The organism is Falsiroseomonas bella, assembly GCF_003173615.1.
GTDB classification, from domain to species: domain Bacteria; phylum Pseudomonadota; class Alphaproteobacteria; order Acetobacterales; family Acetobacteraceae; genus Falsiroseomonas; species Falsiroseomonas bella.
Genome location: NZ_QGNA01000001.1, coordinates 1,481,374 through 1,504,464, shown reverse-complemented (window position 1 = coordinate 1,504,464; position 23,091 = coordinate 1,481,374). Strand labels below are relative to the sequence as shown.

The window sequence follows — 23,091 nt, the reverse complement described above, 5'->3', positions numbered from 1 at the left end:
GTTCGCGTTCGCGAACATCCTGAACAGCCGGCTACGGCGTGCCGCCGATCCGATCCTGCGGCTGCGGCGCGACGAGCGGGGCGGCCGGTTCCTCGTCCTTCAGCGCCACGCCGGTCTGGCCGAGCCGGCGCGCGGCATCGAGCAGCCACAGCAGCTTGCGCGCGGCAGCCTCGGGCGGCAGGCCCTCGGGGCGGATGTTGCTGATGCAGTTTCGCTCGGCATCGGTGCGGCCACGGCGCGGCGCCCAGGTGAGATAGCAGCCGAGGCTGTCGGTCGCCGAAAGGCCCGGCCGCTCGCCGATCAGCACGGCGACCGCGGCGGCCTGCAGCGCCTCGCCGACGGCATCACCAAGCGCCACGCGGGCCTGGGTCGCGATGACGACCGGCGCCAGCTGCCAGCCCGCCGCGCGCAGCCCCGGCAGCAGCGCGGCGAGCAGCGGCGGCGCATGCGCCTGCACCCCGGTGGCACAGAGCCCGTCGGCCAGCACGACCGCGATGCTGCCGGGCGCAGCGATTTCGGCCAGCCGCGCCGCTTCGCCATCCGCCAGGCGCCGCCCGAGATCGGGTCGCAGCAGGTAGCTGCGCCGGTCGGGCGCCGCGCTCGCCACGCGGCGCACGGGAACGCCCAAGGCGCCAACCGCGCCTTCAAGCGCCGGCGCGTCGAGGCCTGACCACACCGCGTCGCGCGCCCGTGCATGCGCTTCCTGGAAATCGAGATGCGCCGCGGTCGGCAGCGCATTCCCGGCGCGGCCGAGCGCGACGCGCGCCGGGGTGTAGCGGCGCAGGTCGCGCCACAGCACGGGCGTGCTCATCGCAGCAAATCCGTCATCGGCGCCGGCAGCGCCTCCAGCGTGCGGTCCGCGATGCCCATGCGCTCGAGCCAGGCGGCGAATTCCGGTGCAGGGCGCTTTCCCAGCGCGGCCCGCGCATAGAGACCGTCATGGAAGGAGGTGGACTGGTAGGCGAGCATCACGTCATCCGCGCCCGCCACACCCATCACATAGGTGACACCGGCGACGCCGAGCAGCGTCAGCAGCGCATCCATGTCGTCCTGGTCGGCCTCGGCGTGGTTGGTGTAGCAAACATCCACTCCCATCGGCAGGCCGAGCAGCTTGCCGCAGAAATGGTCCTCGAGCCCCGCGCGGGTGATCTGCTTGCCGTCGAACAGGTATTCCGGGCCGATGAAGCCGACGACGCTGTTCACCAGGAGCGGCGAGAAGGCGCGGGCCACGGCATAGGCGCGCGCCTCGATGGTCTGCTGGTCGCAGCCGTGATGCGCCTCCGCCGAGAGCGCGCTGCCCTGGCCGGTCTCGAAATACATCAGGTCGTCGCCGAGCGTGCCGCGCCTCAAGGCCAGCGCCGCCTCCCGCGCTTCCTTCAGCAGCGCCAGCGAGACGGCGAAGCTTTCGTTGGTCTTCTGCGTGCCGCCAATGGACTGGAACACCAGGTCCACCGGCGCGCCGCGCTCGATCGCCAGCAGCGTGGTCGTGACATGCGCGAGCACGCAGGTCTGCGTCGGGATGTCGAACCGCGCGCGCACGCCGTCCAGCATCTCCAGCAGGCGGCAGAGATTGTCCACGTTGTCGGTGGCGGGGTTCACGCCGATCACCGCATCGCCCGCGCCCAACAGCAGGCCGTCCAGGATCTGCGCGGCCACCCCCTTCGGGTCGTCCACGGGATCGTTCGGCTGCAACCGGATCGAGAGCGTTCCGGGCAGGCCGATGGTGTTGCGGAAGCGCGTAGTGACCCGGCACTTGGCGGCGATGGCGACCAGGTCCTGCAGCCGGCAGATCTTGCTGGCGGCGGCGACCATCTCGGGCGTCAGGCCGGGCGCCAGGGCGGTCAGCGCGGTGCTATCTGCCTCGCCCAGCAGCCAGTCGCGGAAGCCGCCGACGGTCAGGTGCGCCACCGGCGCGAAGGCGGCCGGATCGTGGCTGTCCAGGATCAGCCGCGTGACCTCGTCCGCCTCATACGGAACGACCGCCTCGGCCAAAAAATGGCGCAGCGGCAGGTCGGCCAGGGCGCGCTGCGCCGCCACGCGCTCCGCCGCGCTCTCCGCCGCGACCCCGGCCAGCACGTCGCCCGAGCGCGAGGGAGTGGCCCGCGCCAGCAGGGTGCGGAGGTCGGGGAAGACGTGGCGGGTGCCGCCCACGGTGTGCGCGAAGCCCATGCCGCCACAGATGCCACCGGCCGCCCCGTCTTGCCAGCCCGCATGACCCCGCCCAAGGATGCGCCCGCTTCGGGAGGACCGGGATGGACCGCGACGCGCTGGAAATGCGCCCCGATGCGGCGGCCGATTGGCCGGACCGCATCTTCGATATCCTCAAGGCCCACGGGATCACGCATGTGGCCCTGGTGCCGGATGCCGGCCATGCGCGCCTGATCCGCCGCTGCCTGGCCGACCCCGCCATGACGGTCGTGACCCTCACCACCGAGGAGGAGGGCGTGGCGATGCTCGTCGGCTCCTGGCTCGGCGGCGCGAAGGGCGTGCTGCTGATGCAGTCCTCCGGCGTCGGCAACTGCATCAACATGCTCTCGCTGCCGGTGCTGCATCGTGCGCCGCTGCCGATGATCGTGACGATGCGCGGCGACTTCGGGGAGTTCAACCCGGCGCAGATCCCGATGGGCAACGCCGTGCAGCCGACGCTGGAGGCGATGGGCACGCTGGTGCGCCGCGCCGACGTGCCGCAGGACGTGCCGGCGGTGGTGGATGCGGTGATCAGGCTCGCCTTCAACACCTATCGCCCGACCGCGGCGCTGCTCGGGCAGCGGCTGATCGGCGCCAAGACCTTCGGCAAGGATTGAGGGCGATGCTAGACCGACGCGACGTGGTGCGGGCGCTGCTGGAGGATCGCGGCGACCTGCTGGTGGTGGCGGGGCTCGGCGCCTCGGCCTGGGACATCACGGCAGCGGGCGATTGCCCGAACAACTTTCCGCTCTGGGGCGGCATGGGCGGGGCGGCGGTGCTCGGCCTCGGCCTCGCGCTGGCGCAGCCGCAGCGCCGCGTGCTGGTGATCACCGGCGATGGCGAGATGCTGATGGGCCTCGGCGCGCTTTGCACCATCGCGGTGAAGAAGCCGGCCAATCTTTCCGTCGTGGTGCTCGACAACGAGCATTACAGCGAGACCGGCGGGCAGGAGACAGCGACACGCCACGGCGTGGACCTCGCCGCCATCGCGCGCGGCGCCGGCATCGCGGATTCCCGCGTGGTGCATGGCGCGCAGGAGCTCGGGCCGCTGCGCCAGGCGATCCATGCGACGACGGCGCCACTGTTTGCCAACGTCAAGGTGGCGCCAGGTAACCATCCGCTGGTGCTGCCGCCGCGCGAGGGCGCCTATCTCACTGCGCGCTTCCGCGAGGCCGTGCTCGGGCCTGCCGCGCATCACCAGCTCTGAAGGCGGACGCATGCCGCATGTGATCTGCTCCCACCCCATCCACCCGGATGCGGAGGCGGTGATCCGCGCGACGCCGGGCTTCACGCTGGAGACGCTGGCCGATCGCAGCCCTGCCGGGCTGGCGGCACGCCTGCCGGACGCGGATGCGCTGATCCTGCGCACCATCCGCGTGGACGAGGCCTTCCTCGCGCATTGCTCCCGCCTGCAGATCCTGGCCCGCCACGGCGTCGGCTACGACATCATCGACGTGCCCGCGCTGACGCGCCGAAAGATCCCGCTGACCATCACGCCGGAAGCGAACGCCGTCAGCGTGGCGGAGCACGCGCTGATGCTGATGCTGGCCAGCATGCGCAAGCTGCGCGGCTACGACGCGAATGTGCGCGGCTTCGTCTGGGGCGGGCAGGCGAACCTGCCGAGCTTCGAGCTGGCAGGGAAGACCGTGTTGGTCTTCGGCTTCGGCCGCATCGGCACGCGCGTCGCGCGGCTCTGCCAGGCCTTCGGCATGCGCGTGCTGGTGCGCGATCCCTACATGCCGAAGGGCACCATCCGCGGCGCTGGCTACGCGCCGGTGGAGGACCTCGCCGCCGCGGTAAAGGAGGCGGACATCGTCACGCTGCATTGTCCTTCGAACGCGGAAACCCGCGGCATGGTGGATGCGACTTTCCTGCGCGGCATGAAGCGCGGCGCGGTGCTGGTGAACACCGCGCGCGGCACGCTGGTAGAGGAGGCGGCGCTCGCCGCGGCGCTCACCGAGGGACATCTTTCCGCCGCCGGCCTCGACGTGTTCGAGGAGGAGCCGGTGGAGACGCCGATCGCCCTGCTCTCCGCGCCCAACCTGGTCCTGACGCCGCATGTCGCGGCCAGCACGCAGGAAGGGCTGCGGCGCATGGCGCTGGAAAGCGCCGCAGCGGTGCTGGGCTTCTTCGCCGGAACCCTCGATCCCGACGTGGTGGTCAACAGCGAGGTGCTGGGCCGGAACGCCTAGTTCCCGGTCCAGTTGGGCGCGCGCTTCTCCAGGAAGGCCTTCACGCCTTCCTGGAAATCCTGGCTGCCGAAGCACATGGTCACCAGGTCGTCGCCATGGATCGTGCCGGCCGCCTGCCGCAGGCGCTTCAGCGCGAATTTCGTCGCCGTCAGCGTGCGCGGCGCGAGGCCGGCGATGTGGGTGGCGAGTTCCATCGCGCGCGCCTCCAGCGCTTCCGGCGTCTCCAGCAGTTCGGAGACAAGGCCGGCCTTCAGCGCTTCGTCGGCTTCCACGAGCCGGGCGGTGAAGACCAGCTCCTTCACGCGCGCGGGGCCGATCAGCGCGGCGAAGCGCGCGTAGTTCGCCATGGACAGGCAATTGCCGAGGGTGCGCGCGATGGGCAGGCCGAAGCGCGCATTGGCCGCGGCTATGCGCAGGTCGCAGACGCCTGCGATGCCGAGCCCGCCGCCGGTGCAGGCGCCGGCAATGGCTGCGATCACGGGCTTCGGGCAATCCTCGATGGCCGACAGGACGCGGTCGATCCGAGCCTCGTAGTCCAGCGCGTCCTGGCCGGTGCGGAATTCCTTGAACTGGCTGATGTCCGTGCCCGCCGCGAAGGCCTTGCCGCCGGCGCCGGTGATGACCCAGGCACGGATGGCCGGGTTCTCCGCCACCGCCTTCGCCTGCTCGAACAGGCCTTCGTACATGGCGAAGGTCATGGCGTTGCGGGCCTGGGGGCGGTTCAGCGTGGTCCAGGCCACGGGGCCGCGCGTCTCGTGCAGGATGTCGCTCATCGGTGTCTCCTCGGCGACCTCTTGTGCGGCCGGCGGGGGCGGGGCGACAAGGGGGGCGGAAAGCCAGGACAGGACCGCATGCGCATCGTCAGCGTGAAGCAGGGCGTCGCCCCGATCAGCAGCGCCATCGCCAACGCCTATATCGATTTCTCCAAGATGACGGCCTCGATCGTCGCGGTGACGGTCGAAGGCAACGGGAAGCGCGCGACGGGCTACGGCTTCAATTCCAACGGCCGCTATGCGCAGCCCGGCCTGCTGGCGGAACGCTTCGTGCCCCGCCTGACGGAGGCGACGGAGGCCCAGGTGACCGATGCGCAGGGCCGTCTCGATCCGGCCGGGGCCTGGGCCGCGATGATGAAGAACGAAAAGCCCGGCGGCCATGGCGAGCGCAGCGTCGCCGTCGGCGTGCTGGACATGGCGCTGTGGGATGCGGCCGCAAAGCTGGAGGGGGTGCCGCTCTGGCGTCTGCTCGCGGATCGCTACAATGGCGGAAAGGCGGACGACGCGGCGTGGGTCTACGCCGCCGGCGGCTACTACTATCCCGGCAAGGGCGTGGACCAGCTGGTCGAGGAGATGAAGCGCTACCTCGGCATGGGTTATTCCACCGTGAAGATGAAGATCGGCGGCGCGCCCGGCACCGGCCTGAAGGAGGCGCTCACCGAAGACCTCGCGCGGATTGAAGCGGTGCTGAAGCTGCTCGGCGGCGACGGATCGAAGCTCTGCGTGGACGTGAATGGCCGCTTCGGCCTGCACGCCGCGCTGACCTACGCCGCGGCGCTGCGCCCCTTCAACCTGCGCTGGTACGAGGAGCCGCTGGACCCGCTGGACTACAGCACCCATGCGACGCTCGCCGAGCATTACGGGCCGCCGATCGCAACAGGAGAAAACCTGTTCTCCATGCTGGATGCGCGCAACCTGATCCGGCATGGCGGGCTGCGGCCGGACCGCGATATCCTGCAGTTCGACCCCGCGCTGTCCTACGGCCTGGTCGAATACCTGCGCACGCTGCAGATGCTGGTGGAGCATGGGTGGTCGCCGCGGCGCTGCGTGCCGCATGGCGGGCACCAGTTCGCGCTGAACATCGCGGTCGGGCTCGGCCTCGGCGGCAACGAAAGCTACCCGGAGGTTTTTGCTCCGTTCGGCGGCTTCGCGGACGACGTGCCGGTGCGCGACAGCCGCGTGGCGATGCCCGAGGTGCCGGGCATCGGCTTCGAGGCGAAGAACGACCTCTACGCCGTGCTCAGGAGTCTGGACTGAAGCCGTCGCCCGCTGGGCGCGCCGGGACCGGCAGCGGCTGCGCCGCCATCCAGGGCGCGGCATTCTCGTCGGCGCCCGAGGGGAGCGGCCCGTCCGGGGCGGCGAGGAAGGCGAGGATGTCGTCCACCACGGTCGCCCGCTCCCGGCCAGCCAGCAGCAGGTGGTATCCGCCGGCATAGACGACGAGGCGCGGCCGCGCCTCCGGCGGCAATCGGCCGAGCGCCGAACGGCTGGCGAAAGGTGGCACGACGCTGTCCTGCGCGCCGATCAGCATCAGGGCCGGCACGCGCTGCCCGTTGGCGGTGCGGCAGCACATCGGCAACGCGGCCACGGCGGCGTCCATCAGGTCCACGAGGCCAACCGCGGAATCCACGCGCGTGTTGCGGATGACGAGCGGATCCCGGCCGAGGCGGCGCAGCGCGGCAGGATTGTCGCTCGCCACCACGCCGCCGACGCCGCCCTGGAAGGGCACCGCGGGGATGGTGCGGGAGACCAGCCACAACCCGCCGCGCATGAAGGGATTCATCGCCTCCCGCGACCAGATCGCCGGCGTCAGCAGCACATAGCCATCCACCGGCGGCGGCACCGCGCCAGCGCCCGCGAGGATGGCGACAGAGGCGCCCATGCTCTCGCCGAGCATGTAGAGCGGCAGGCCCGGATGGCGACGGCGCAGCAGCCGCGCGGCATCGGCGGCGTCCGCGGCCAGCGTCTCGGCGCCGGCCCAGTAGCCGCGGTTCGGTGCCCGCCCGAAGCCGCGCTGGTCATAGGCATAGACCAGCAGCCCGGCGGCGTTCAGCGCCGCGATGCTGTCGGTGAGGAAGTTGCCGGAATGGTCGTTGAAGCCGTGCAGCGCCAGCAGCACGGCACGCGGCGGCCCTTCCGGCGCGAAGCGGCGCAGCGGCAGCGCGGCGCCGTCGGTGGCGATGATCGCGTCCTCCCGCAGGCCGGGCGCGGTGGTGGCCGGCCCTGCCGGCAGCACGACGGGGGAGCAGCCGGCCGCCAACAGAAGGGCAAGCAGGAACGCCGCGCCTTGGCGGGGGGCAAGGCGCAGGCTAGGCAATCTCCACGGAAGAGCGAGGCGAGCCATGGCACGAGAGATACAGGCCGCGCGGGAAGGTCAAGACGGGATCGTCGAGATCGGCATCGGCGCATTGATTGCCCGGGTGAAGCCGCTTGGGGCCGAGCTGTGCAGCCTGCGCGATGCCGCAGGCCGGGAATTCCTGTGGCAGGCCGGCGAGGCGTGGCCGCGCCACGCGCCGATCCTGTTCCCCATCGTCGGCCGGCTGCATGACGACGTGCTGAGGCTGGGCGAAGCGCGTCACCCGATCGGGCAGCACGGTTTCGCCCGCGACCTGCCTTTCGAGCTTGTCGAGTGCGACCCGGCCGCCTGTCGCTTTCGGCTGCGTGACAACCCGGCCACGCATGCCGCCTATCCCTTCCCCTTCCGGCTCGAAGTTTCCTACGCCGTGCATGAGGCGAGCCTCGCCATCGGCTACACCGTGATCAATCCAGGCGAGGCGCCCCTGCCCTTCTGCGTCGGCGCGCATCCGGCCTTTTGCTGGCCGCTGCCGGGCGCGGGCCCGAAAACCGCGCATCGCCTGGAGTTCGAGCAGGAGGAGAGCGGGCCGGTGTATCGGCCCGGCAGCCTTGGCCTGCTCGATCCCACGCCGCAGCCCTTTCCGGCGCATGGCCGCACGCTGCCGCTGGACGATGCGTTGTTCGAGACCGGCGCGCTGGTGCTGCTGGCGCCGGCCAGCCGGCATGTGCGCTTCACCGCCCCCGGCGCACCGGGGCTGGAGGTGGCGTGGCAGGGCTTCGAACAGCTCGGCATCTGGATGAAGCCGGGCGCCGAGTTCCTGTGCATCGAGCCCTGGGCGGGGCACGCCGATTTCACCGGGCAGCCGACCGACTTTCGCCGCAAGCCCGCGGTCCAGGTGCTGGAGCCCGGCGCGAGCGCCAGCTTCCAGCACCGGATCAGCCTGCTCGGCTAACCATCGCGCGCAGTTCCGCGACCGCCACCTTGCCCAGCGCGGTGCGCGGCAACGCCGGCAGCGTGACGACCGCGCGCGGATGCTTGAAGCGCGCGATGCGCCCTTCGAAATGCGCGAGCACGCTCGCGGCATCAAAGTTCTCGGCCGCCGGCACGACGACGGCGACGGGCACCTCGCCCCACTTCGGATCGGGGCGGCCGACCACGGCGCATTCCGCCACGCCGGGCGCGGAGGCCAGCATGCGCTCCACCTCGGCGGGATAGATGTTCTCGCCACCCGAAATGATCACGTGCTTGAGGCGGTCGGTGAACCACCAGCGGCCGTGCTCGTCCACGCGCCCGATGTCGCCGGTGGCGAACCAGCCGTCGCGCAGCGCATCGTCGCGCTTCCAGTAGCCGCGCAGCACGGCCGGGCCGCGCACCTCGATCTCGCCGCTCGACGCCAGGCGGCACTCGGCATGCATGGCGGGGCGGCCGATGGAGCCGGGCGTGGCCAGCGCCTCCGCACGCGTCTGCAGGATGGCAATGGGGCAGGTTTCCGTCGCGCCATAGACCTGCTGCACCGGCACGCCCTTCGCGTGGAACGCCTCGATCAGCGGGATCGGCACGTCGGAGGATCCGGCGCCCACCGCGCGCAGCGAGGAGAGATCCGCGGACGCCCAGCGCGCATGCGCCACCAGCGCCTGCATCACCGCGGGCACCACGAGCGAGAGCGTCGGCCGCTGCTGCTCGACCGCATCGAAGAAGGCGCCTGGATCGAAGCGCGGAAGCAAAGTTACCTGCGCGCCCGCATAGAGCGCCGGCGTGGTCTGGATGTTCAGCCCGCCGACATGGAACAGCGGCAGCACCGTCAGCACGCGGTCGGCCGAAGTGAGGTCGAAGCCATGCCGCGCGTTCAGAGCGTTGAACAGCAGCGCCCGCTGGTCCAGCAGCGCGCCCTTCGGCCTGCCCGTGGTGCCGGAGGTGTAGACCAGCAGCAGGGGATCGTCGTCGCAGCCGATGGGTGTCGCCGGCTCACCGCTGCCGAGCGCCGTCGCATCCGCCACCGCGCAGCCTTCGGGCGCCGCTTCCTGCGCGGAGCGCAACATCTCCGGCGCGGCGCAGAGCAGCCGCGTGCCGGAATCGGCCAGGATGAAATGCCATTCCGGCGCCGCGAGACGCCAGTTCAGCGGCACCTGGATAGCGCCCAGCCGCGCGCAGGCAAAGAGCAGGAACAGCTGCGCCGGATGGTTGTGGCCGAGGAAGCCGACACGGTCGCCATGCCCGACACCCCGCGCGGAGAGCGCGGCCGCGGCGTCCTCCACCGCGCACGAGAAATCCCGCCAGGTGATCGCCTGGCCTTCGAAGCGCAGCGCGACGCGATCCGGCGCGTGGTCCGCGTGGCGTTCGGGCCAGCGCCACAGCATCAGTCCGTCTCGCCCTTCTCGTACAGGGCTTCCCGCCCGATGCGGTCCAGGCAGAGCTCGGCGGTCCAGGGCAGCATCAGCGCGCCGCAGCGGCTGTCCCGGTAGATGCGCTCCAGCGGCAGTGACTTCAGCATGGACTGCCCGCCGCAGGTGCGGATGGCGAGCGTCGCGATCGCGTTGGCGTTCTCCATTACCGTGTGCTGCGCGGCCAGCGCGCGCAGCATCTGCTCCTTCGTCGGATCAGGGCCGGCCTCGGTGATCACCTGGAACCACAGCGCCTTGGTGGCTTCCAGCATCACGCGCATCTGCGCCACCGCGATCTGCTTGGTCGGATACATGCGCCGCTTCACCGGCGGCGTCCCTGGCTGCTCCCCGCGCAGATAGCGCACGCAGAAATCATAGGCGGCCTGCGCCAGGCCCATGTAGGTCGGCGAGAGCGTCAGGAACATGTGCGGCCAGCGCGACGCGGCCTGGAAGTAGAGGCCCGCCGGCATCAGCGCCGCGTCCTCCGGCACGAAGACATCCTTGAACAGCAGGTTGCGCGAGACGGTTCCACGCATGCCGAGCGGGTCCCACTCGCCCTCCACCGTCACGCCGGGCGCGGTTGCCGGCACGCCGAGATACAGCGTGTCCCGCCGCGAGAGTTTTTGCTCGTCATGCTGCTCGGTGCAGAGGATGCCGTAGTATTCGGCATGGCCGGCAAGACTTGCAAAGATCTTCTTGCCGTTGACGAGGAAGCCGCCATCCACGCGCCGCGCCGTGGTGCCGAAGGCCGCCGCGCCCGCCGCCGCCGCGCCGCCTTCGGAGAAGGGCTGCGAATACACCGCGCCGTCGCGCAGGATGCGGTCGTAGTGGATGCGGCGGCGGCGGCGATGCACCGCGCGCGTGTCCGCCTCCATCTCCAGATCCTCGGTCAGCGCGCCGGTCCACAGCGTACTGCACACATGCATGTTCCAGGTCAGCGCCGTCGCGCCGCAATAGCGGCCGAGCTCGGCCGCCGTCAGGCAATAGGCGCGGAACCCGGCGCCGAGCCCACCCTCATCGGCGGGGATGCAGATGCCGAGCAGCCCTTCGCGATGCATGTCGCGGTAGTTGTCGGTGGGGAAGGACGCCTCGCGGTCCCAGCGCGCGGCGCGCGGCGCCAGCACGCGCGCACCGAATTCCCGCGCCTTGGCAGTCAGCGCCGCTTCCTCGGCCGTGAGGCGAAAGGCGGCGGGATCGAAGATCGGGGCGTCCATCCGCGTCATTCCGCCAGGAAGGGCAGCAGCGCCGCGCGGAACTCGGCGGGGCGTTCCAGATGCACCATGTGGCCGGCGCCCGGGATCACCACCAGGCGCGATCCGGGGATGGTCTCCGCCATGCGCTGCATCGTCTTGAGCGGCGCCGCCTGGTCGCGCTCGCCGGCGATCAGCAGCGTCGGCACGGCGATGTTCGGCAGGTCGGCGCGGCGGTCGAAGGTGGTCAGGCAGCGCAGCGTGTCGCGATAGACCTCCGCCGGCACGGCGGCGGTCGCGGCAATCGCGCGCGGCATCGCGTCGGGATCGGCGCCGGGCTCGAACATGCCGGCGAGCATCTCGGGCGCCGCCTCCGCCATCGTGCGCCCGCCTTCCAGCGGGCCGAGCCGCGCCTTGAGGAAGGCTTCCGCGAAGGCGGGATCTCGCCCGCCAAAGGCCGGCGTCGTCGCGTAGAGAACCATCTTCGACACGCGATGCGGGAAGCGCGCATAGACTTCCTGCGCGAGCATCCCGCCCATCGAATGCCCGACCAGAACCGCCTGGCGGACGATGTTGACGTCGAGCGAGTCCATCAGCGCATCGGCCAGGGCCGCGAAGGTCATCTCCGGCAGGGCGGGCGTGCCGCAGAAGCCGGGCATCGGCCAATGCATCGCATCCGGCAGCAGGTCGCCCCAGGAAGGCCCGCCGATCCCATGCAGCAGAACGACCGTCACAGCACCTCTCCTTCGCGAACCACGTCCTCGCCGTCCAGCGCGATGGTGCAGCCGAAGACGGGGATGTCGAAATGGCCTTCCGTGTAGCGCCCGGCGAATTCGTTGGCGCCGGTGGAGAACAGGAAGTTCCCCGCCGCGGCGCGCAGCTCCGTGCCGTTCACGTCGCGCTTGTCGTGGAACAGCAGCGCCTCCCGCCGCGCGCGGGCATTGAGGCCCCAGCCGACATGGCTGACGGCATAGGCGCTGCGCTCGCCCCATGCGGCGAGATGCGCGCGCATCAGCCGCGCATCCGCGCCCTCCCCTTCCACGGAAACGATGTGATCGTCGCGCAGGATCAGGCGCACGGGGCTTTCGACGTAGCGCTTGAAGGTGAGGTTCGCGTCGCCAGGCGACAGCACCAAGGTGCCGTTCACCGTGCCGGCGCGCGGGAAGGCGACGACCACACCGCCGGGCCAATGCGCGACGGTGCCGGGCCGGTCCGTCCAGCCCCAGACGCCGGCGCTCGGCGCACCCTCCAGCACCACATCGAGGTCGGTGCCCGCTGCGCTGGTCACGCGCATGCGCTTCGCCGCGCGCAGCTTCGCCAGCGCCGCCTTGACCATCGGCTGGTCCTCCGCGCGCGGGACCAGCCGTTCCAGCACCTCGGGATGCTCGTCGCTGACCATCAGCACGCGGCTGCCGGCCGCCAGGATTTCCTTCAGCTCCGGCGCGTGCAGCAGCCCTTCCAGCGTGAGATCGAGGATCAGCGGCGAGGCCTTCAGCGCCGCCAGCGCGCCGGGATGGCCCTGCAAGGCGCGCGAAGCGCCGGTGGAGCGCATCGGCATCGCGGCCGCCGGCGGCGTCGGCACCACCACGCGGAAGGGCCGGCAGCCCAGGCGACGCGCGGCGAGTTCCGCAAGGTCCTGGTTCAGCGCGCGGGACTGGCTTTCCGCCAGAACGCAGACCGGCTCGTTGGGCGCGGCCCTGCACAGGCGCAGCACGGTTTCGAAGGCGTCCAGCCATTGCGGCTCGATCCGGTCGTCGCGCAAGCCGGCCCTCCTGCCCCGTCGGGGCCAGCATAGCGCGGGCCGGGCCCTTCCGGCACCGCCCCGGGCGCACCATCTGGCGAGCCATGCCGCCCATCTCCACGCTCAGCCGCATCGTCCTGGTCTTGATGGTCGTCGCCGCCGTCGTGCAGATCGGCGTGCTCGTCTTGCGCTGACCGGCCGCGGGGGCGAGTCTGCCGCGGTCGGAGGAGCAGGGCGCATGAATGTTGCGGTGATCGGCCTTGGGGCCATGGGAATGGGCGCGGCGAAGTCCTGCCTGCGCGCGGGGCTCGCCACCACCGGCTGCGACCTGCGGGACTCCGCGCGCGCCGACTTTGTCGCCGCCGGCGGTGCCGCCTGCGCCAGCCCGGCGGAGATCCCGCAGGGCACCGAGGCGGTGCTGCTGCTGGTGGTCAATGCCGCGCAGACCGAGGCCGCGCTGTTCGGCGAGGCCGGCTGCGCGGGGCGCATGGCGCCGGGCGGCGTCGTGATCTCCTCCGCCACCATGTCGCCCGACGATGCGCGGCGCCTGGCTGCGGCGGCGGAAGCGCGCGGCCTGCTGTATCTGGATGCGCCCGTCTCCGGCGGCGCTGCCAAGGCGGCGAGCGGCGAAATGACCGTGATGGCATCCGGCAGCGCTGCCGCCTTCGAGCGTGCGCAGCCGGTGCTGGATGCCGTCGCGTCCAAGGTCTGGCGGCTGGGCGATACGCCAGGCATCGGCGCAACGGTGAAGGTGGTGCACCAGCTTCTCGCCGGCGTGCATATCGCGGTGGCGGCGGAGGCGATGGCGCTCGGCATCCGCGCTGGCGCCGATCCGCGGCAGCTCTACGACGTGGTGACCAGCGCCGCCGGCAATTCCTGGATGTTCGAGAACCGCATGGCCCGCGTGCTGGAAGGCGATGACGCGCCGCGCAGCGCGGTGGACATCTTCGTCAAGGATCTCGGCCTGGTGGCGGAGATGGCGCGCGGCCTGAACCATCCGGTGCCGCTGGCCAGCCAGGCGCAGCAACTCTTCACTGCGGCCAGCGCCATGGGCCATGGCCGCGCCGACGACGGCTTCGTGATCCGCGTCTGGCAGGCGCTGACCGGCATTCCGCTGCCGGGGGACAAGCCGAAAGGCTGAGCGCCCGTTACGCTTCGGGCGGCGGCACCTCACCCGGGCGCGGGTCCACCGGCAGCAGGCGGTCCAGGCCCGAAAGGCCCTCGAACAGCGCCGCGGCGCGCAGCGCCACCTCCTCGCGATGGGGTGGCGCGGCGATCTGCAGGCCGATGGGGCGCCCGTACTGGTCGAAGCCGCATGGCACCGCCACCGCCGGGCAGCCGGCCATGGTGATCGCGGCGTTGAGCATCGAGCCGGCCATGTAGTGCTCCAGCTTCACGCCCGCGATGCTGGGGGGATTGCGCAGCATCACGTCGAAGGCGGGCGTCGGCGCGCCGGGCGTGATCAGCACGTCGTACTGCGAGAACAACGCCGCCATCCGCCGGTAGAAGGCCGCGCGCTCGCGGTCGGCCCAGGCGAGCCGGCTGGGCGTAGCGGACAGGCCGAGCTCGGTGTTCCAGATGATGTCGGGCTTGAGCCGGTCGCGCATCGCCTGCAGTTGCAACTCGCGATCCACCACGAAGGCCTGGCTGCGCAGAACCAGGAAGGCCTCGACCAAGTCACCCAGATCGGGCGCCGCCTCCTCCACGATGCAGCCCAGCTCCTCGAAGCGGCGGACGGCGCGCGCGCAGATCGCGCGCGTCTCGCGGTCCACCGCCAGCTTGCCGTTGAAATCGGGCGTGTACGCGATGCGGCGCGGCCGGTGGCGTTCGGCTTCCGTCACCGCCTGGGCATAGGGCATGGCCGGCGCGTCGCAGGTCAGCGGATCGAGCGGGCACCAGCCGGCCATGGTGTCGAGGAACAGCGCGACATCCGCCACGGTGCGCGCCATCGGCCCCTGTACGGTCAGCGGCGAGAACAGGTTGTTCGGCGTGCCGCGCGTCACCCGGCCAGGCGTGGGCCGCAGCCCGACCACGGAGCAATAGGTGCCGGGCCGCCGCAGGCTGCCGGCATGGTCGGTGCCCTGCGCCAGCCACGCCTCCCCGGTCGCGACCGAAACGGCGCCGCCGCCGGTGCTGCCCGCGCAGGTCAGCGCGGTGTTCCAGGGATTGCGCGTGCGCCCGAACACCTCGTTGAAGGTCGAGCCGCCGGCGCCGAATTCCGGCGTGTTGGACTTGGCGATCACGATGCCGCCGCGCGCCTCGATCCGCTTCACGACTGGGTGCGACTCCGTCGGCACATGGTCCGCGAAGATCGGCGAGCCATAGGTGGTGCGCACGCCCGCCACGTCGGTCAGGTCCTTGATCGTCACGGGCAGGCCGCCGAGCCAGCCCGGCGCGCCTTCCAGCTCCCGCCCCTCGCCCCGCATCAGGCGCGCGGCATGCGCCCGCGCGCGATCGAGGCAGAGCGTCGGCAGTGCGTTCACCGCCGGCTCCACGTCCGCAATGCGGGCGGCGGCGGCCTCGATCAGGTCGAGCGGCGAGACCTCGCCGCGGCGGAGCAGTTGCACGGCCTGGGTTGCGGTCAGGCGGATGAGGTCGATGGACATGGGCAGTGGCCTGCTCGCTGTGCTGATGGACGTTCGGCCCGCAGCATCGAAGCAGACGGGCGCCGTGCCAATGCCCGTCGGCGCCGCACCGGCCGGCGCTTGACGCCGGCGGCGCAATGAGGCCTTGAGCGCGCGCCGCGCATGGCAAGCGGGGCGCCAAGGAAACCAGATTGTCCTCCCTCTCGCTGCTGATCCCCCTGCCGGTGATGTTCTTCGGCCTCGGCCTCGCGGCGGGGCTGGCGCGATCGGATCTCGCCGTGCCGGACGCGGTGGCGAAGGCGCTGTCGCTCTATCTCATGCTCGCGATCGGGCTGAAGGGCGGCATGGCGCTGGCCGCGCCTGGCGCGTCGGAGGGGCTGTTCGGCGCGCTGGCGCTGGGCATCGCCCTCTCCTTCCTGCTGCCGCTGCCCGCCTATGCGCTGCTGCGCGGGCCGGTGCGGCTCGACCGCGTGACGGCGGCGGCGGTGGCGGGGCATTACGGCTCGGTTTCGGTCGTCACCTATGCGGCGGCCGCCGGCACGCTGACGACGGCCGGCATCGCCTCCGAGGGCTTCATGCCGGCGGTGCTCGCGGCGATGGAGACGCCGGCGATCCTGACGGCGCTGCTGCTCGCGCGGCGCGGGCGGCAGGGCGCGGTGCGCGGCAAGCGCCACCTCGCGCGGGAGGTGCTGCTGAACGGCTCGGTCGTGCTGCTGCTCGGCTCCTTCCTGATCGGCTGGATCGGCGGCGCGGGGCAGAAGGCGCAGCTCGCGCCCTTCGTGGAGGGGCTGTTCCCAGGCGCGCTCTGCCTCTTCCTGCTGGAGATGGGGCTGCTGGCCGCGCGGCAGCTGCGGGCCGCGCCGGGTCGGCTGAGCGCGCGGCTCGTCGTCTTCGGCCTGGTGATGCCGCTGATCGGCGCGGCCGCGGGGCTGGGGGCGGGGCTTTTCGCGGGTCTCAGCCTGGGCGGGGTGGCGCTGATGATGACGCTTGCGGCCTCGGCCTCCTACATTGCGGTGCCCGCGGCGATGCGGCTGGCGCTGCCGGAGGCCGATGCGGGCGTCTATGTTACGCTTTCCGTCGCAATCACCTTCCCCTTCAACATCGTGCTCGGCATCCCGCTCTACCTCTGGGTGGCGGGCCTGGCCGTGGGATAGGATCCGCACCGGCATGCTGCACGCACGCAAGCGCATCGAGATCGTCGTCGAGGCCGTCCAGGCGGAGGCGGTGACGGACCTGCTGGACCGGCTCGGCGCGCCGGGCTGGACCATCCAGCCGGTGTTGTCGGGCAAGGGCCGTCAGGGGCTCCGCCGCGGCGGCGACCCGGGCGGCGTCTTCGACAACGTGCTGATCCTGTGCATCGCCTCCGAAGCGGTGGCGCAGCGCGTGGCGGAAGCGCGGGACGAGTTGCTCGGCGCGCGGCCGGCCATCGTCGCGATCTCCGATTGTAGCGTGCTGCGCGGCGAGCATTTCTGATCCGGCCCGCCAGCGGGCGGGCGGCGGCGCGCCCTGCGCCGTCACGCGATCAGCTGGATATCCGCGGCGCCGAGGATGGGCAGGTTCGCGAAGACGGCGATGGTGAACGCCTCACCCACGTCCGTGCCGTCCGCATCCCAGGTCAGCGTGCCGGTCGTCTCTTCATAGACGAACTGCGGCAGCGCCGCGCCCGGTGCATCCTTCGCGAAATGCGCGGGATCCAGGGCGCCGACCGCAAGCCCGCCGAAGCCGCCAGTACGGAAGGCGACATGGTCCTCGCCGCTGCGGAAATCCGTCACGATATCCGCCCCCTCCCCCGGATCCTGCCACAGGAACCGGTCGAAGCCGCCGCCGCCCGTCAGCGTATCCGCACCGAGCCCGCCATCCATCGTGTCCGCGCCGCCACCGCCCGAGACACGATCGGCCTCGCCCAGGCCGCGCAGCAGGTTGGCGCCGCTGTTGCCGTTCAGCACATTCGCCAGCGCGTTGCCGATGCCGGAGAGATCGTGGGTACCGAGCAGCGACAGGTTCTCCACCGCGCCCGGCAGGACGTAGCTGATCGCGCTCAGCACTGTGTCGATGCCGGCATTCGGCAGCTCGACCACCAGGTCGGCATCCGCGATGACATAGGTGTCGTCGCCATTGCCGCCATCGAGGCGATCCACGCCTTCGCTGCCGACCAGGCTGTCCGCGCCCTCGCCCCCCTGCAGCGTGTCGTTCCCGAGGCTGCCGAAGAGCGTGTCGTCGCCGTCATAGCCGACGAGGCGGTTGTTCCCGACATTGCCGCGGATCGAGTTGTTCTCGGCGTTCCCGTCGCCGCGCACATTGGCGCTGCCGTTGAAGCGCAGATCCTCGATGTTGTCGGCGAGTGCGAAGGTTGCGTTCGCCACCACCGTGTCGTGTCCGCCGCCCGGCTGCTCGACCAGCAAGTCGGTCGCGTCCACCAGGTAGAGGTCGTCGCCGCCGCCGCCCGCCATCGTGTCCGCACGCCCGGCGCCCGTCAGCACATTCGCGGCGTCGTTGCCGGTGATGACATTCGCCAGATCGTTGCCGGTGCCGTCGATCGCGGCGTCGCCGGTCAGGACGAGGTCTTCCTGGTGCGCGCCCAGCGTCCAGCTCAGGGCGGAACAGACCGTGTCGGCGCCGCCGGTGCGCGTCTCCAGGACGCGGTCCGCAATGTCGTCCACGCGGTATTCGTCGTTGCCCGCGCCGCCGGCCATCCTGTCCGCACCGGTGCCGCCATCCAGCGTGTCCGCACCAGCCTGGCCGACAAGGGTGTCGCCGCCGCCGAGGCCGCGCATCAGGTCGTCGAGCGCGGTGCCGGCGAGGCTGTCGGCGTCCGCCGTGCCGAAGATGCCTTCCTCCACGTCGAGGACACCCACGGTGACATCCTGCGTCGCCACATGCCCGGCCAGATCGGTTACGGCGAGGCGCAGCGTGAAGCCCGGCGAGGTCTCGAAGTCCAGCGGCGCGGTGCTGCGCAGCTCCCAGCCTCCGGCGACGGCGACAAGCTCGAAGGGCGAGGCGAGGTCCGGCGTGCCGTCGCCCAGCACCAGCGCGGCCGACAGCGCGTCGCCCATCGGGAGGTTCGCATCGGTGGCGACCAGCAGCGCGACCACCGTGCCGGCCGGCAGGTTTTCGGCCAGTTGCAGTGTCGCCGGGTCGGCATCCTCGTCCGTGCCCGCTTCGGTCACGGTGGCGATGACGGGCGCCGCGGAGGCCACGGCATCGGCGGCGGCGACGAGGTCCACGACCAGCGCGGCAGGGCCGGCGCCGAAGCGCAGGGTCTCCACGTCGGACGTCACGACGGCCGTCAGCCCGGCATGGGTGAGGCTCCACGCGCCGGAGACGCTGTCGCGGCCGATCTCGTACTCCTTCCAGTCGAGGTCGAAGCAGGCCATGTCGATGCCGCCGCCGCCCGCCATGGTGTCAGCGCCGTCGCCGCCGATCAGCGTGTCGTCATTCTCGCCGCCGTCCAGGCTGTCATTGCCGGCGGCGCCGCGCAGCTCGTTCGCCGCGGAATTGCCCTTCAGCGTGTCGGCGCCCTCGCCGCCCCAGGCATCCTCGATGCGCGTCTGGGTCACGGCGGTGAGGCCCGTGGTGATGGCGCTCACCACGTTGGAGCTGTCGGCCGAGAGCGTCACGGCGGCGCCGCGGCCGAGCTGGGTGACGAGGTTCTGGTAGTCGCCGACGAAGCCGCCGGCGACCGCGAAGATCGGGATGATGTTGGCCGCTTCCAGCGCCGCCTTGACCTGGGCGATGGCGGGATAGTCCTCGCCGGTGCCGGGGGGCGTCCCGTCGAGCACGCCGTCGCCGTTGTTGGGCAGCGGGATGCCGGCCGCGAGGCCGTCGCCCGCGGCGTGGTAGGAAGCATCCGTGAACAGCACCACGAAGCGCGCGGAGTTGGTGCGGAAGCCGACATCGGTGACATGCAGCGCAAGCTGCATCAGCGCCTCGATCTGCGCTTCCGAACCGTCCGCGCCGCCGCCCGCGGCCATCGCCGTGTAGCTGGCGAGCAGCGCGGCGGTGTCGTTCGCGAGCGCCGTCTCCTGCCGGTAGACCCAGTCGCCGACATTGCCGAAGCCGCCGAAGGCCTTGTCGCGGAAGGAGGAGACGCCGTAGGTGCTGTTCGGCTGCACCGTCTGCAACGCCAGGACGATCTGCGGCACCAGCGAGCGCACCATGGCGATGTCATCGCCGAAGGAACCGGTCAGGTCCTGCAGGAACTGCAGGTCGAGCGGTCCCGCGGTGCTGCCGCCCTGGCCGAAGTCGCAGAGCTGGTCCTCGATCTCGGTCTGCGTGTCGCCGGAGAGGTCGATATAGCTGTCGCCGAGCGCGTCCGAGGCGTCGATCGTGTCCTCGCCGAGGAAGTCCTCGACATGCGCGGCGCTGCCATGCAGCTCGAACCGGTCGTCGCCGCTGCCGCCCGAGAGCGTGTCGAGGCCATCGTCGCCGACCAGCACGTCGTTGCCGTCGCCGCCGAGCAGGATGTCGTCGCCCGATGCGCCATCCAGCGTGTCGTCGCCGCTGTTGCCGCTCAGCGTGTTGGCGCCGGCATTGCCGGTCAGCACATGGCCGCTGCCCACCAGCTGCACGCCTTCGATGCCGTCCGCGAGCACCCAGTCGGTCGAGACCACGACGGTGTCGAAGCCCTCGCCCGGCAGTTCCAGCACGACATCGCCGGGATCGGAGATGACATAGGTGTCGTCGCCAAGGCCGCCGGCCATGGTGTCCGCGCCCGCGCCGCCATCCAGCGTGTCGGCGCCGCCGAGCGCTTCGAGCGAATCCTCGCCCACGCCGCCGATCAGCCGGTTGTCGCCCTCGTTGCCGGTCGCGTGATGCGCCTCGCCTTCCAGCGCCAGCACCTCGACATCGGCGGCCAGGGTCGTGTCGAAGGAGGCGAAGACGGTGTCGGCGCCGCCGCCCGCCGCTTCCACGATCATGTCGCCGGCGCCGTCCACGCGGTAGGCGTCGTTGCCGCCGCCGCCCGTCATCGTGTCGTCGCCGCCCGCCCCGTCCAGCGTGTCGCCGCCAGCCGTGCCGGTGAGGGCGTTGTTGCCGGCATTGCCGGTGCCGGAAACTCCGGGAGTGGTGAGCACCAGGTCCTCGAGCTCGGCGCCCAGCACGTAGGTGACGGCGCTGCGCACCAGGTCATGCCCGCCCGCCGCGTCCTCGACGATCGCGTCGGCGCCGCTGTCCACGACATAGACGTCGTCGCCCGCGCCGCCCGCGAGGGTGTCGGCGCCGCCCGCGCCATCGAGCGTGTCCGCGCCCGAGGTGCCGGTGATCGCGTTGCCGAGCGCGTTGCCCATGCCCTTGTGGCCGGGCTCGGTCAGCACCAACGCCTCGACCTCCGTGCCGAGCGTGAAGTCCACTGCGGAGACCACCGTGTCCGCGCCGCCGCCCGCCGCCTCGATCGCGCGGTCGAGCAGGTTGTCCACGATGTAGAGGTCGTTGCCGGCGCCGCCGGCCATGCTGTCCGCGCCGGTGCCGCCGTCCAGCCGGTCATCGCCGCCATCGCCGACCAGGCTGTCGCCGCCGCCGAGGCCGCTGAGGCTGTCGTCGCCAGCGCCGCCGACCAGCGTGTTGGCGCCGTCGTTGCCACTGCCCGCATGCGCGGCGCCTGCCAGCACCAGCACCTCGAGATTCGTGCCCAAGGCGGTCTCGATGCTCGCCACCATGGTGTCGGCGCCGGCGCCCGGCGCTTCCTCGATCACGTCGCCGGCGTCGTCCACGGCATAGGCATCGTTGCCCGTGCCGCCCGCCATGCTGTCCGCGCCGGCGCCGCCATCCAGGCTGTCGTTGCCGGCGTCGCCCGCGAGCGTGTCGGCACCCTCGGCGCCTTCCAGCGTGTCGTCGCCGGTGCTGCCGAACAGCAGGTTGTCGCCGGCATTGCCCGTGCCGGCCAGGCCCGCCACGGTCAGCCGCAGCGCCTCCACCCCGTCACCCAGGATATAGCTGACGGTGGCATCCACCGTGTCTGCGCCGCCGCCCGCCTCTTCCAGCACCACGTCCTCGGCAACGTCCACGACATACACGTCGTCGCCCGCGCCGCCGCGCATCGTGTCGGCATCGGCGCCGCCGTCGAGAAGGTCGTGGCCGCCGCCCGCGCTGATCGAATCCGCGCCTGCGAAGGCGTAGATGCTGTCATCGCCCTCGCCGACCAGGTGCCGGCTCCCGCTGCCCGCGCCGAGCAGGTCGTCGCCATTGGTGCCGTAGACGTTGTCGTCGGGCTGCCAGCTGTCGGGCGCGTAGAGGATGCTCACCTGCTCCAGCGCGGCGCCGGGCGAGCCGATGACCAGGTCCGCCGCGCCATCGCCATCGAGGTCGGGTGCCACCGCGACGCTGCTGCCGGTGTAGCTGCCGGCGCTGCCGACCACCTTCGCCCCGCCCGCACCCTCGGCGATCATGGCGAGATCCACCGTGCCGCTGCCGCCGCCCCACACGACATAGACCGCGCCAGCGTCGAACCCGCCCTCCCCGTTGTGGGAGGCGCCGATGACGATGTCGTTGACGCCGTCGCGGTTCAGGTCGCCGCCGCCGGCCACCGCGATGTCGTCCAGGTCGCCCCAGGACTCGGGAAGGATCGCGAAGCCGCCCAGGCCATTGGCCACGTCCGCCAGCGAGACCTCCGCCGTGTCCGCCTTGCCGAACACGACATAGGCCAGCCCGGTGCTGCCGAGCAGCATGTCGGCAAGCCCGTCGCCGTTGACATCGCCGAGCGCGGCGAGGCGCATCCCGGCCGCCTCGCCGGGGTTCGCGCCCGTGATGCGGAAGCCGCCGGTGCCGGCGGCGACATCCGCGAGGTCCACCTCGGCCGTCGTGCCCTTCCCGAACACGACATAGGCCGCACCGGCGCCGCCATCGGCGCCCGGCGCCCCGACCAGGATCTCCGCCTTGCCGTCGCCGTTCAGGTCGCCGAGCGTCGCCAGCGCCGAGCCAGCCGCCTCGCCCGCCACGCCCGTGATGCGGTAGCCGCCCGTGCCCGCCGCGACATTGGCGAGTTCCACCCCCGCCCGGGTCGCCTTGCCCCAGACCACGTAGGCCGCGCCGCCATCCGTGCCGCCCGCGTCGCTGCCCGGCGCGCCGACCACGAGGTCGGCACGGCCGTCGCCATTGAGGTCGGCGATGCCCGCCACGGCGTAGCCCGCCATGTCGCCGCCGGCCTCGCCGAACATGGCGAAGCCTTCATTCGAACCGGCGTCGTCGAGGTCCTTGAGGTCGGTGCTGCCCGGTGCGGTTGGCGTGAAGAAGAGATACGCGACGCCGGAATCGGTCTCGCCGTTGCGGTCCGCCTCCGGCGCACCGACCAGCAGTTCCTGCAGGCCGTTGCCGTTCATGTCGCCGGTCGCGGCGACGGCGCTGCCGACGTGGTCGTCCGGGAAGGCGCCGTCCAGGCGGATGGAGGTGAGGTTGTCGCCGAGCTTGAAGGAGGAGCCGCCGGCGGCGCCGCCCATCTCGATATAGACGCGCCCGCCGCCGATCTCCTGGTCGCCGTTGCCGGGCACGCCGGCCACGATCTCGGCAATGCCGTCGCCGTCGATGTCGCCGATTGTCGTGACCCAGGAAGCCGAGGGGAAGCCCGTGGCGACATAGGCCATGTCGCCGGTCTCCTCCGGCGTCAGCACATAGCCGCCGCTGCCAGCCGTCGCACCGACGAGGAACACCTTGGTGACGGGTAGCGGCATGCTCGAATCCTTCCTCGCCCTTACCGGGCACTTTCCGGGGCTTGCTAGGCGCACAACCTGACGCCACCCTGAAACGGGGAGAGTT

At 71.6% G+C, this 23,091-nt stretch carries 18 protein-coding genes; 8 read left to right on the top strand and 10 right to left on the bottom strand.

The window, feature by feature from the left end; translation table 11 throughout:
* Positions 1–31: 31 nt before the first annotated feature.
* Complete coding sequence (gene eutC, locus DFH01_RS07080) at positions 32–811, bottom strand: ethanolamine ammonia-lyase subunit EutC (RefSeq protein WP_109869621.1); 780 nt, start codon at positions 809–811, stop codon at positions 32–34.
* Positions 808–2,169, bottom strand: a complete 1,362-nt coding sequence (locus DFH01_RS07075; protein WP_109869620.1) for an ethanolamine ammonia-lyase subunit EutB — start codon at positions 2,167–2,169, stop codon at positions 808–810. The genes eutC and DFH01_RS07075 overlap by 4 nt, the downstream gene beginning before the upstream one ends.
* A gap of 83 nt (positions 2,170–2,252) precedes the next feature.
* Between DFH01_RS07075 and DFH01_RS07070 the strand changes: the two genes are divergently transcribed.
* The 3 genes from DFH01_RS07070 to DFH01_RS07060 are packed head-to-tail and all read left to right on the top strand — an operon-like array spanning position 2,253 to position 4,379.
* On the top strand, positions 2,253–2,804 hold the full coding sequence (locus DFH01_RS07070) for a thiamine pyrophosphate-binding protein (RefSeq protein ID WP_109869619.1): 552 nt from the start codon (positions 2,253–2,255) through the stop codon (positions 2,802–2,804).
* A gap of 5 nt (positions 2,805–2,809) precedes the next feature.
* Positions 2,810–3,394, top strand: a complete 585-nt coding sequence (locus DFH01_RS07065) for a thiamine pyrophosphate-dependent enzyme (RefSeq protein WP_109869618.1) — start codon at positions 2,810–2,812, stop codon at positions 3,392–3,394.
* Positions 3,395–3,404: 10 nt separating this feature from the next.
* On the top strand, positions 3,405–4,379 hold the full coding sequence (locus DFH01_RS07060; RefSeq protein WP_109869617.1) for a hydroxyacid dehydrogenase: 975 nt from the start codon (positions 3,405–3,407) through the stop codon (positions 4,377–4,379).
* Here the strand turns inward: DFH01_RS07060 and DFH01_RS07055 are convergent.
* The gene (locus DFH01_RS07055; RefSeq protein WP_109869616.1) at positions 4,376–5,152 is read right to left on the bottom strand and encodes an enoyl-CoA hydratase/isomerase family protein; all 777 of its coding nucleotides are present in this window, start codon (positions 5,150–5,152) and stop codon (positions 4,376–4,378) included. The genes DFH01_RS07060 and DFH01_RS07055 overlap by 4 nt on opposite strands.
* Before the next feature lie 78 nt (positions 5,153–5,230).
* On the opposite strand from DFH01_RS07055, the gene DFH01_RS07050 reads away from it, so the two are divergent.
* Positions 5,231–6,409 carry an enolase C-terminal domain-like protein gene (locus DFH01_RS07050; RefSeq protein ID WP_109869615.1) on the top strand — a complete coding sequence of 393 codons (1,179 nt, stop codon included), beginning with the start codon at positions 5,231–5,233 and terminating at the stop codon, positions 6,407–6,409.
* On the opposite strand, the gene DFH01_RS07045 is transcribed toward DFH01_RS07050, so the two are convergent.
* A complete protein-coding gene (locus DFH01_RS07045) occupies positions 6,393–7,412 on the bottom strand; it encodes an alpha/beta fold hydrolase (protein ID WP_158287644.1) in 1,020 nt (339 codons plus the stop codon). The genes DFH01_RS07050 and DFH01_RS07045 overlap by 17 nt on opposite strands.
* Before the next feature lie 82 nt (positions 7,413–7,494).
* Between DFH01_RS07045 and DFH01_RS07040 the strand changes: the two genes are divergently transcribed.
* Positions 7,495–8,400, top strand: a complete 906-nt coding sequence (locus DFH01_RS07040) for an aldose 1-epimerase family protein (RefSeq protein ID WP_109869613.1) — start codon at positions 7,495–7,497, stop codon at positions 8,398–8,400.
* On the opposite strand, the gene DFH01_RS07035 is transcribed toward DFH01_RS07040, so the two are convergent.
* The 4 genes from DFH01_RS07035 to DFH01_RS07020 are packed head-to-tail and all read right to left on the bottom strand — an operon-like array spanning position 8,384 to position 12,781.
* Entirely contained in the window at positions 8,384–9,805 is a 1,422-nt protein-coding gene (locus DFH01_RS07035; protein WP_109869612.1) for an AMP-binding protein, read from the bottom strand. The two genes, DFH01_RS07040 and DFH01_RS07035, sit on opposite strands and share 17 nt — an antisense overlap.
* Complete coding sequence (locus DFH01_RS07030) at positions 9,805–11,043, bottom strand: acyl-CoA dehydrogenase family protein (RefSeq protein WP_199231144.1); 1,239 nt, start codon at positions 11,041–11,043, stop codon at positions 9,805–9,807. Before DFH01_RS07030 ends, DFH01_RS07035 begins: the two co-directional genes overlap by 1 nt.
* 5 nt (positions 11,044–11,048) lie before the next feature.
* Positions 11,049–11,753, bottom strand: coding sequence for an alpha/beta fold hydrolase (locus DFH01_RS07025; RefSeq protein ID WP_158287643.1), 705 nt, complete (start codon positions 11,751–11,753; stop codon positions 11,049–11,051).
* Complete coding sequence (locus DFH01_RS07020; protein WP_109869609.1) at positions 11,750–12,781, bottom strand: 2,5-dihydroxypyridine 5,6-dioxygenase NicX family protein; 1,032 nt, start codon at positions 12,779–12,781, stop codon at positions 11,750–11,752. Before DFH01_RS07020 ends, DFH01_RS07025 begins: the two co-directional genes overlap by 4 nt.
* 217 nt (positions 12,782–12,998) lie before the next feature.
* Between DFH01_RS07020 and ltnD the strand changes: the two genes are divergently transcribed.
* Positions 12,999–13,901, top strand: coding sequence for an L-threonate dehydrogenase (gene ltnD, locus DFH01_RS07015; protein ID WP_109869608.1), 903 nt, complete (start codon positions 12,999–13,001; stop codon positions 13,899–13,901).
* Positions 13,902–13,908: 7 nt separating this feature from the next.
* Here the strand turns inward: ltnD and DFH01_RS07010 are convergent, their stop codons facing one another.
* Positions 13,909–15,366: an amidase gene (locus tag DFH01_RS07010; RefSeq protein WP_109869607.1), complete on the bottom strand. Its 1,458-nt coding sequence runs from the start codon at positions 15,364–15,366 to the stop codon at positions 13,909–13,911.
* A 170-nt stretch (positions 15,367–15,536) separates the two neighbouring features.
* Here DFH01_RS07010 and DFH01_RS07005 point away from each other — a divergent pair, with 170 nt between their 5' ends.
* Both DFH01_RS07005 and DFH01_RS07000 read left to right on the top strand, forming a co-directional pair.
* Entirely contained in the window at positions 15,537–16,499 is a 963-nt protein-coding gene (locus tag DFH01_RS07005) for a sodium-dependent bicarbonate transport family permease (RefSeq protein WP_233255994.1), read from the top strand.
* 13 nt (positions 16,500–16,512) lie between these two features.
* Entirely contained in the window at positions 16,513–16,818 is a 306-nt protein-coding gene (locus DFH01_RS07000) for a P-II family nitrogen regulator (protein WP_109869606.1), read from the top strand.
* A 41-nt stretch (positions 16,819–16,859) separates the two neighbouring features.
* Here DFH01_RS07000 and DFH01_RS06995 read toward each other — a convergent pair whose 3' ends face one another.
* Positions 16,860–23,006 carry an FG-GAP-like repeat-containing protein gene (locus DFH01_RS06995; protein WP_109869605.1) on the bottom strand — a complete coding sequence of 2,049 codons (6,147 nt, stop codon included), beginning with the start codon at positions 23,004–23,006 and terminating at the stop codon, positions 16,860–16,862.
* Between the last annotated feature and the right edge of the window lie 85 nt (positions 23,007–23,091).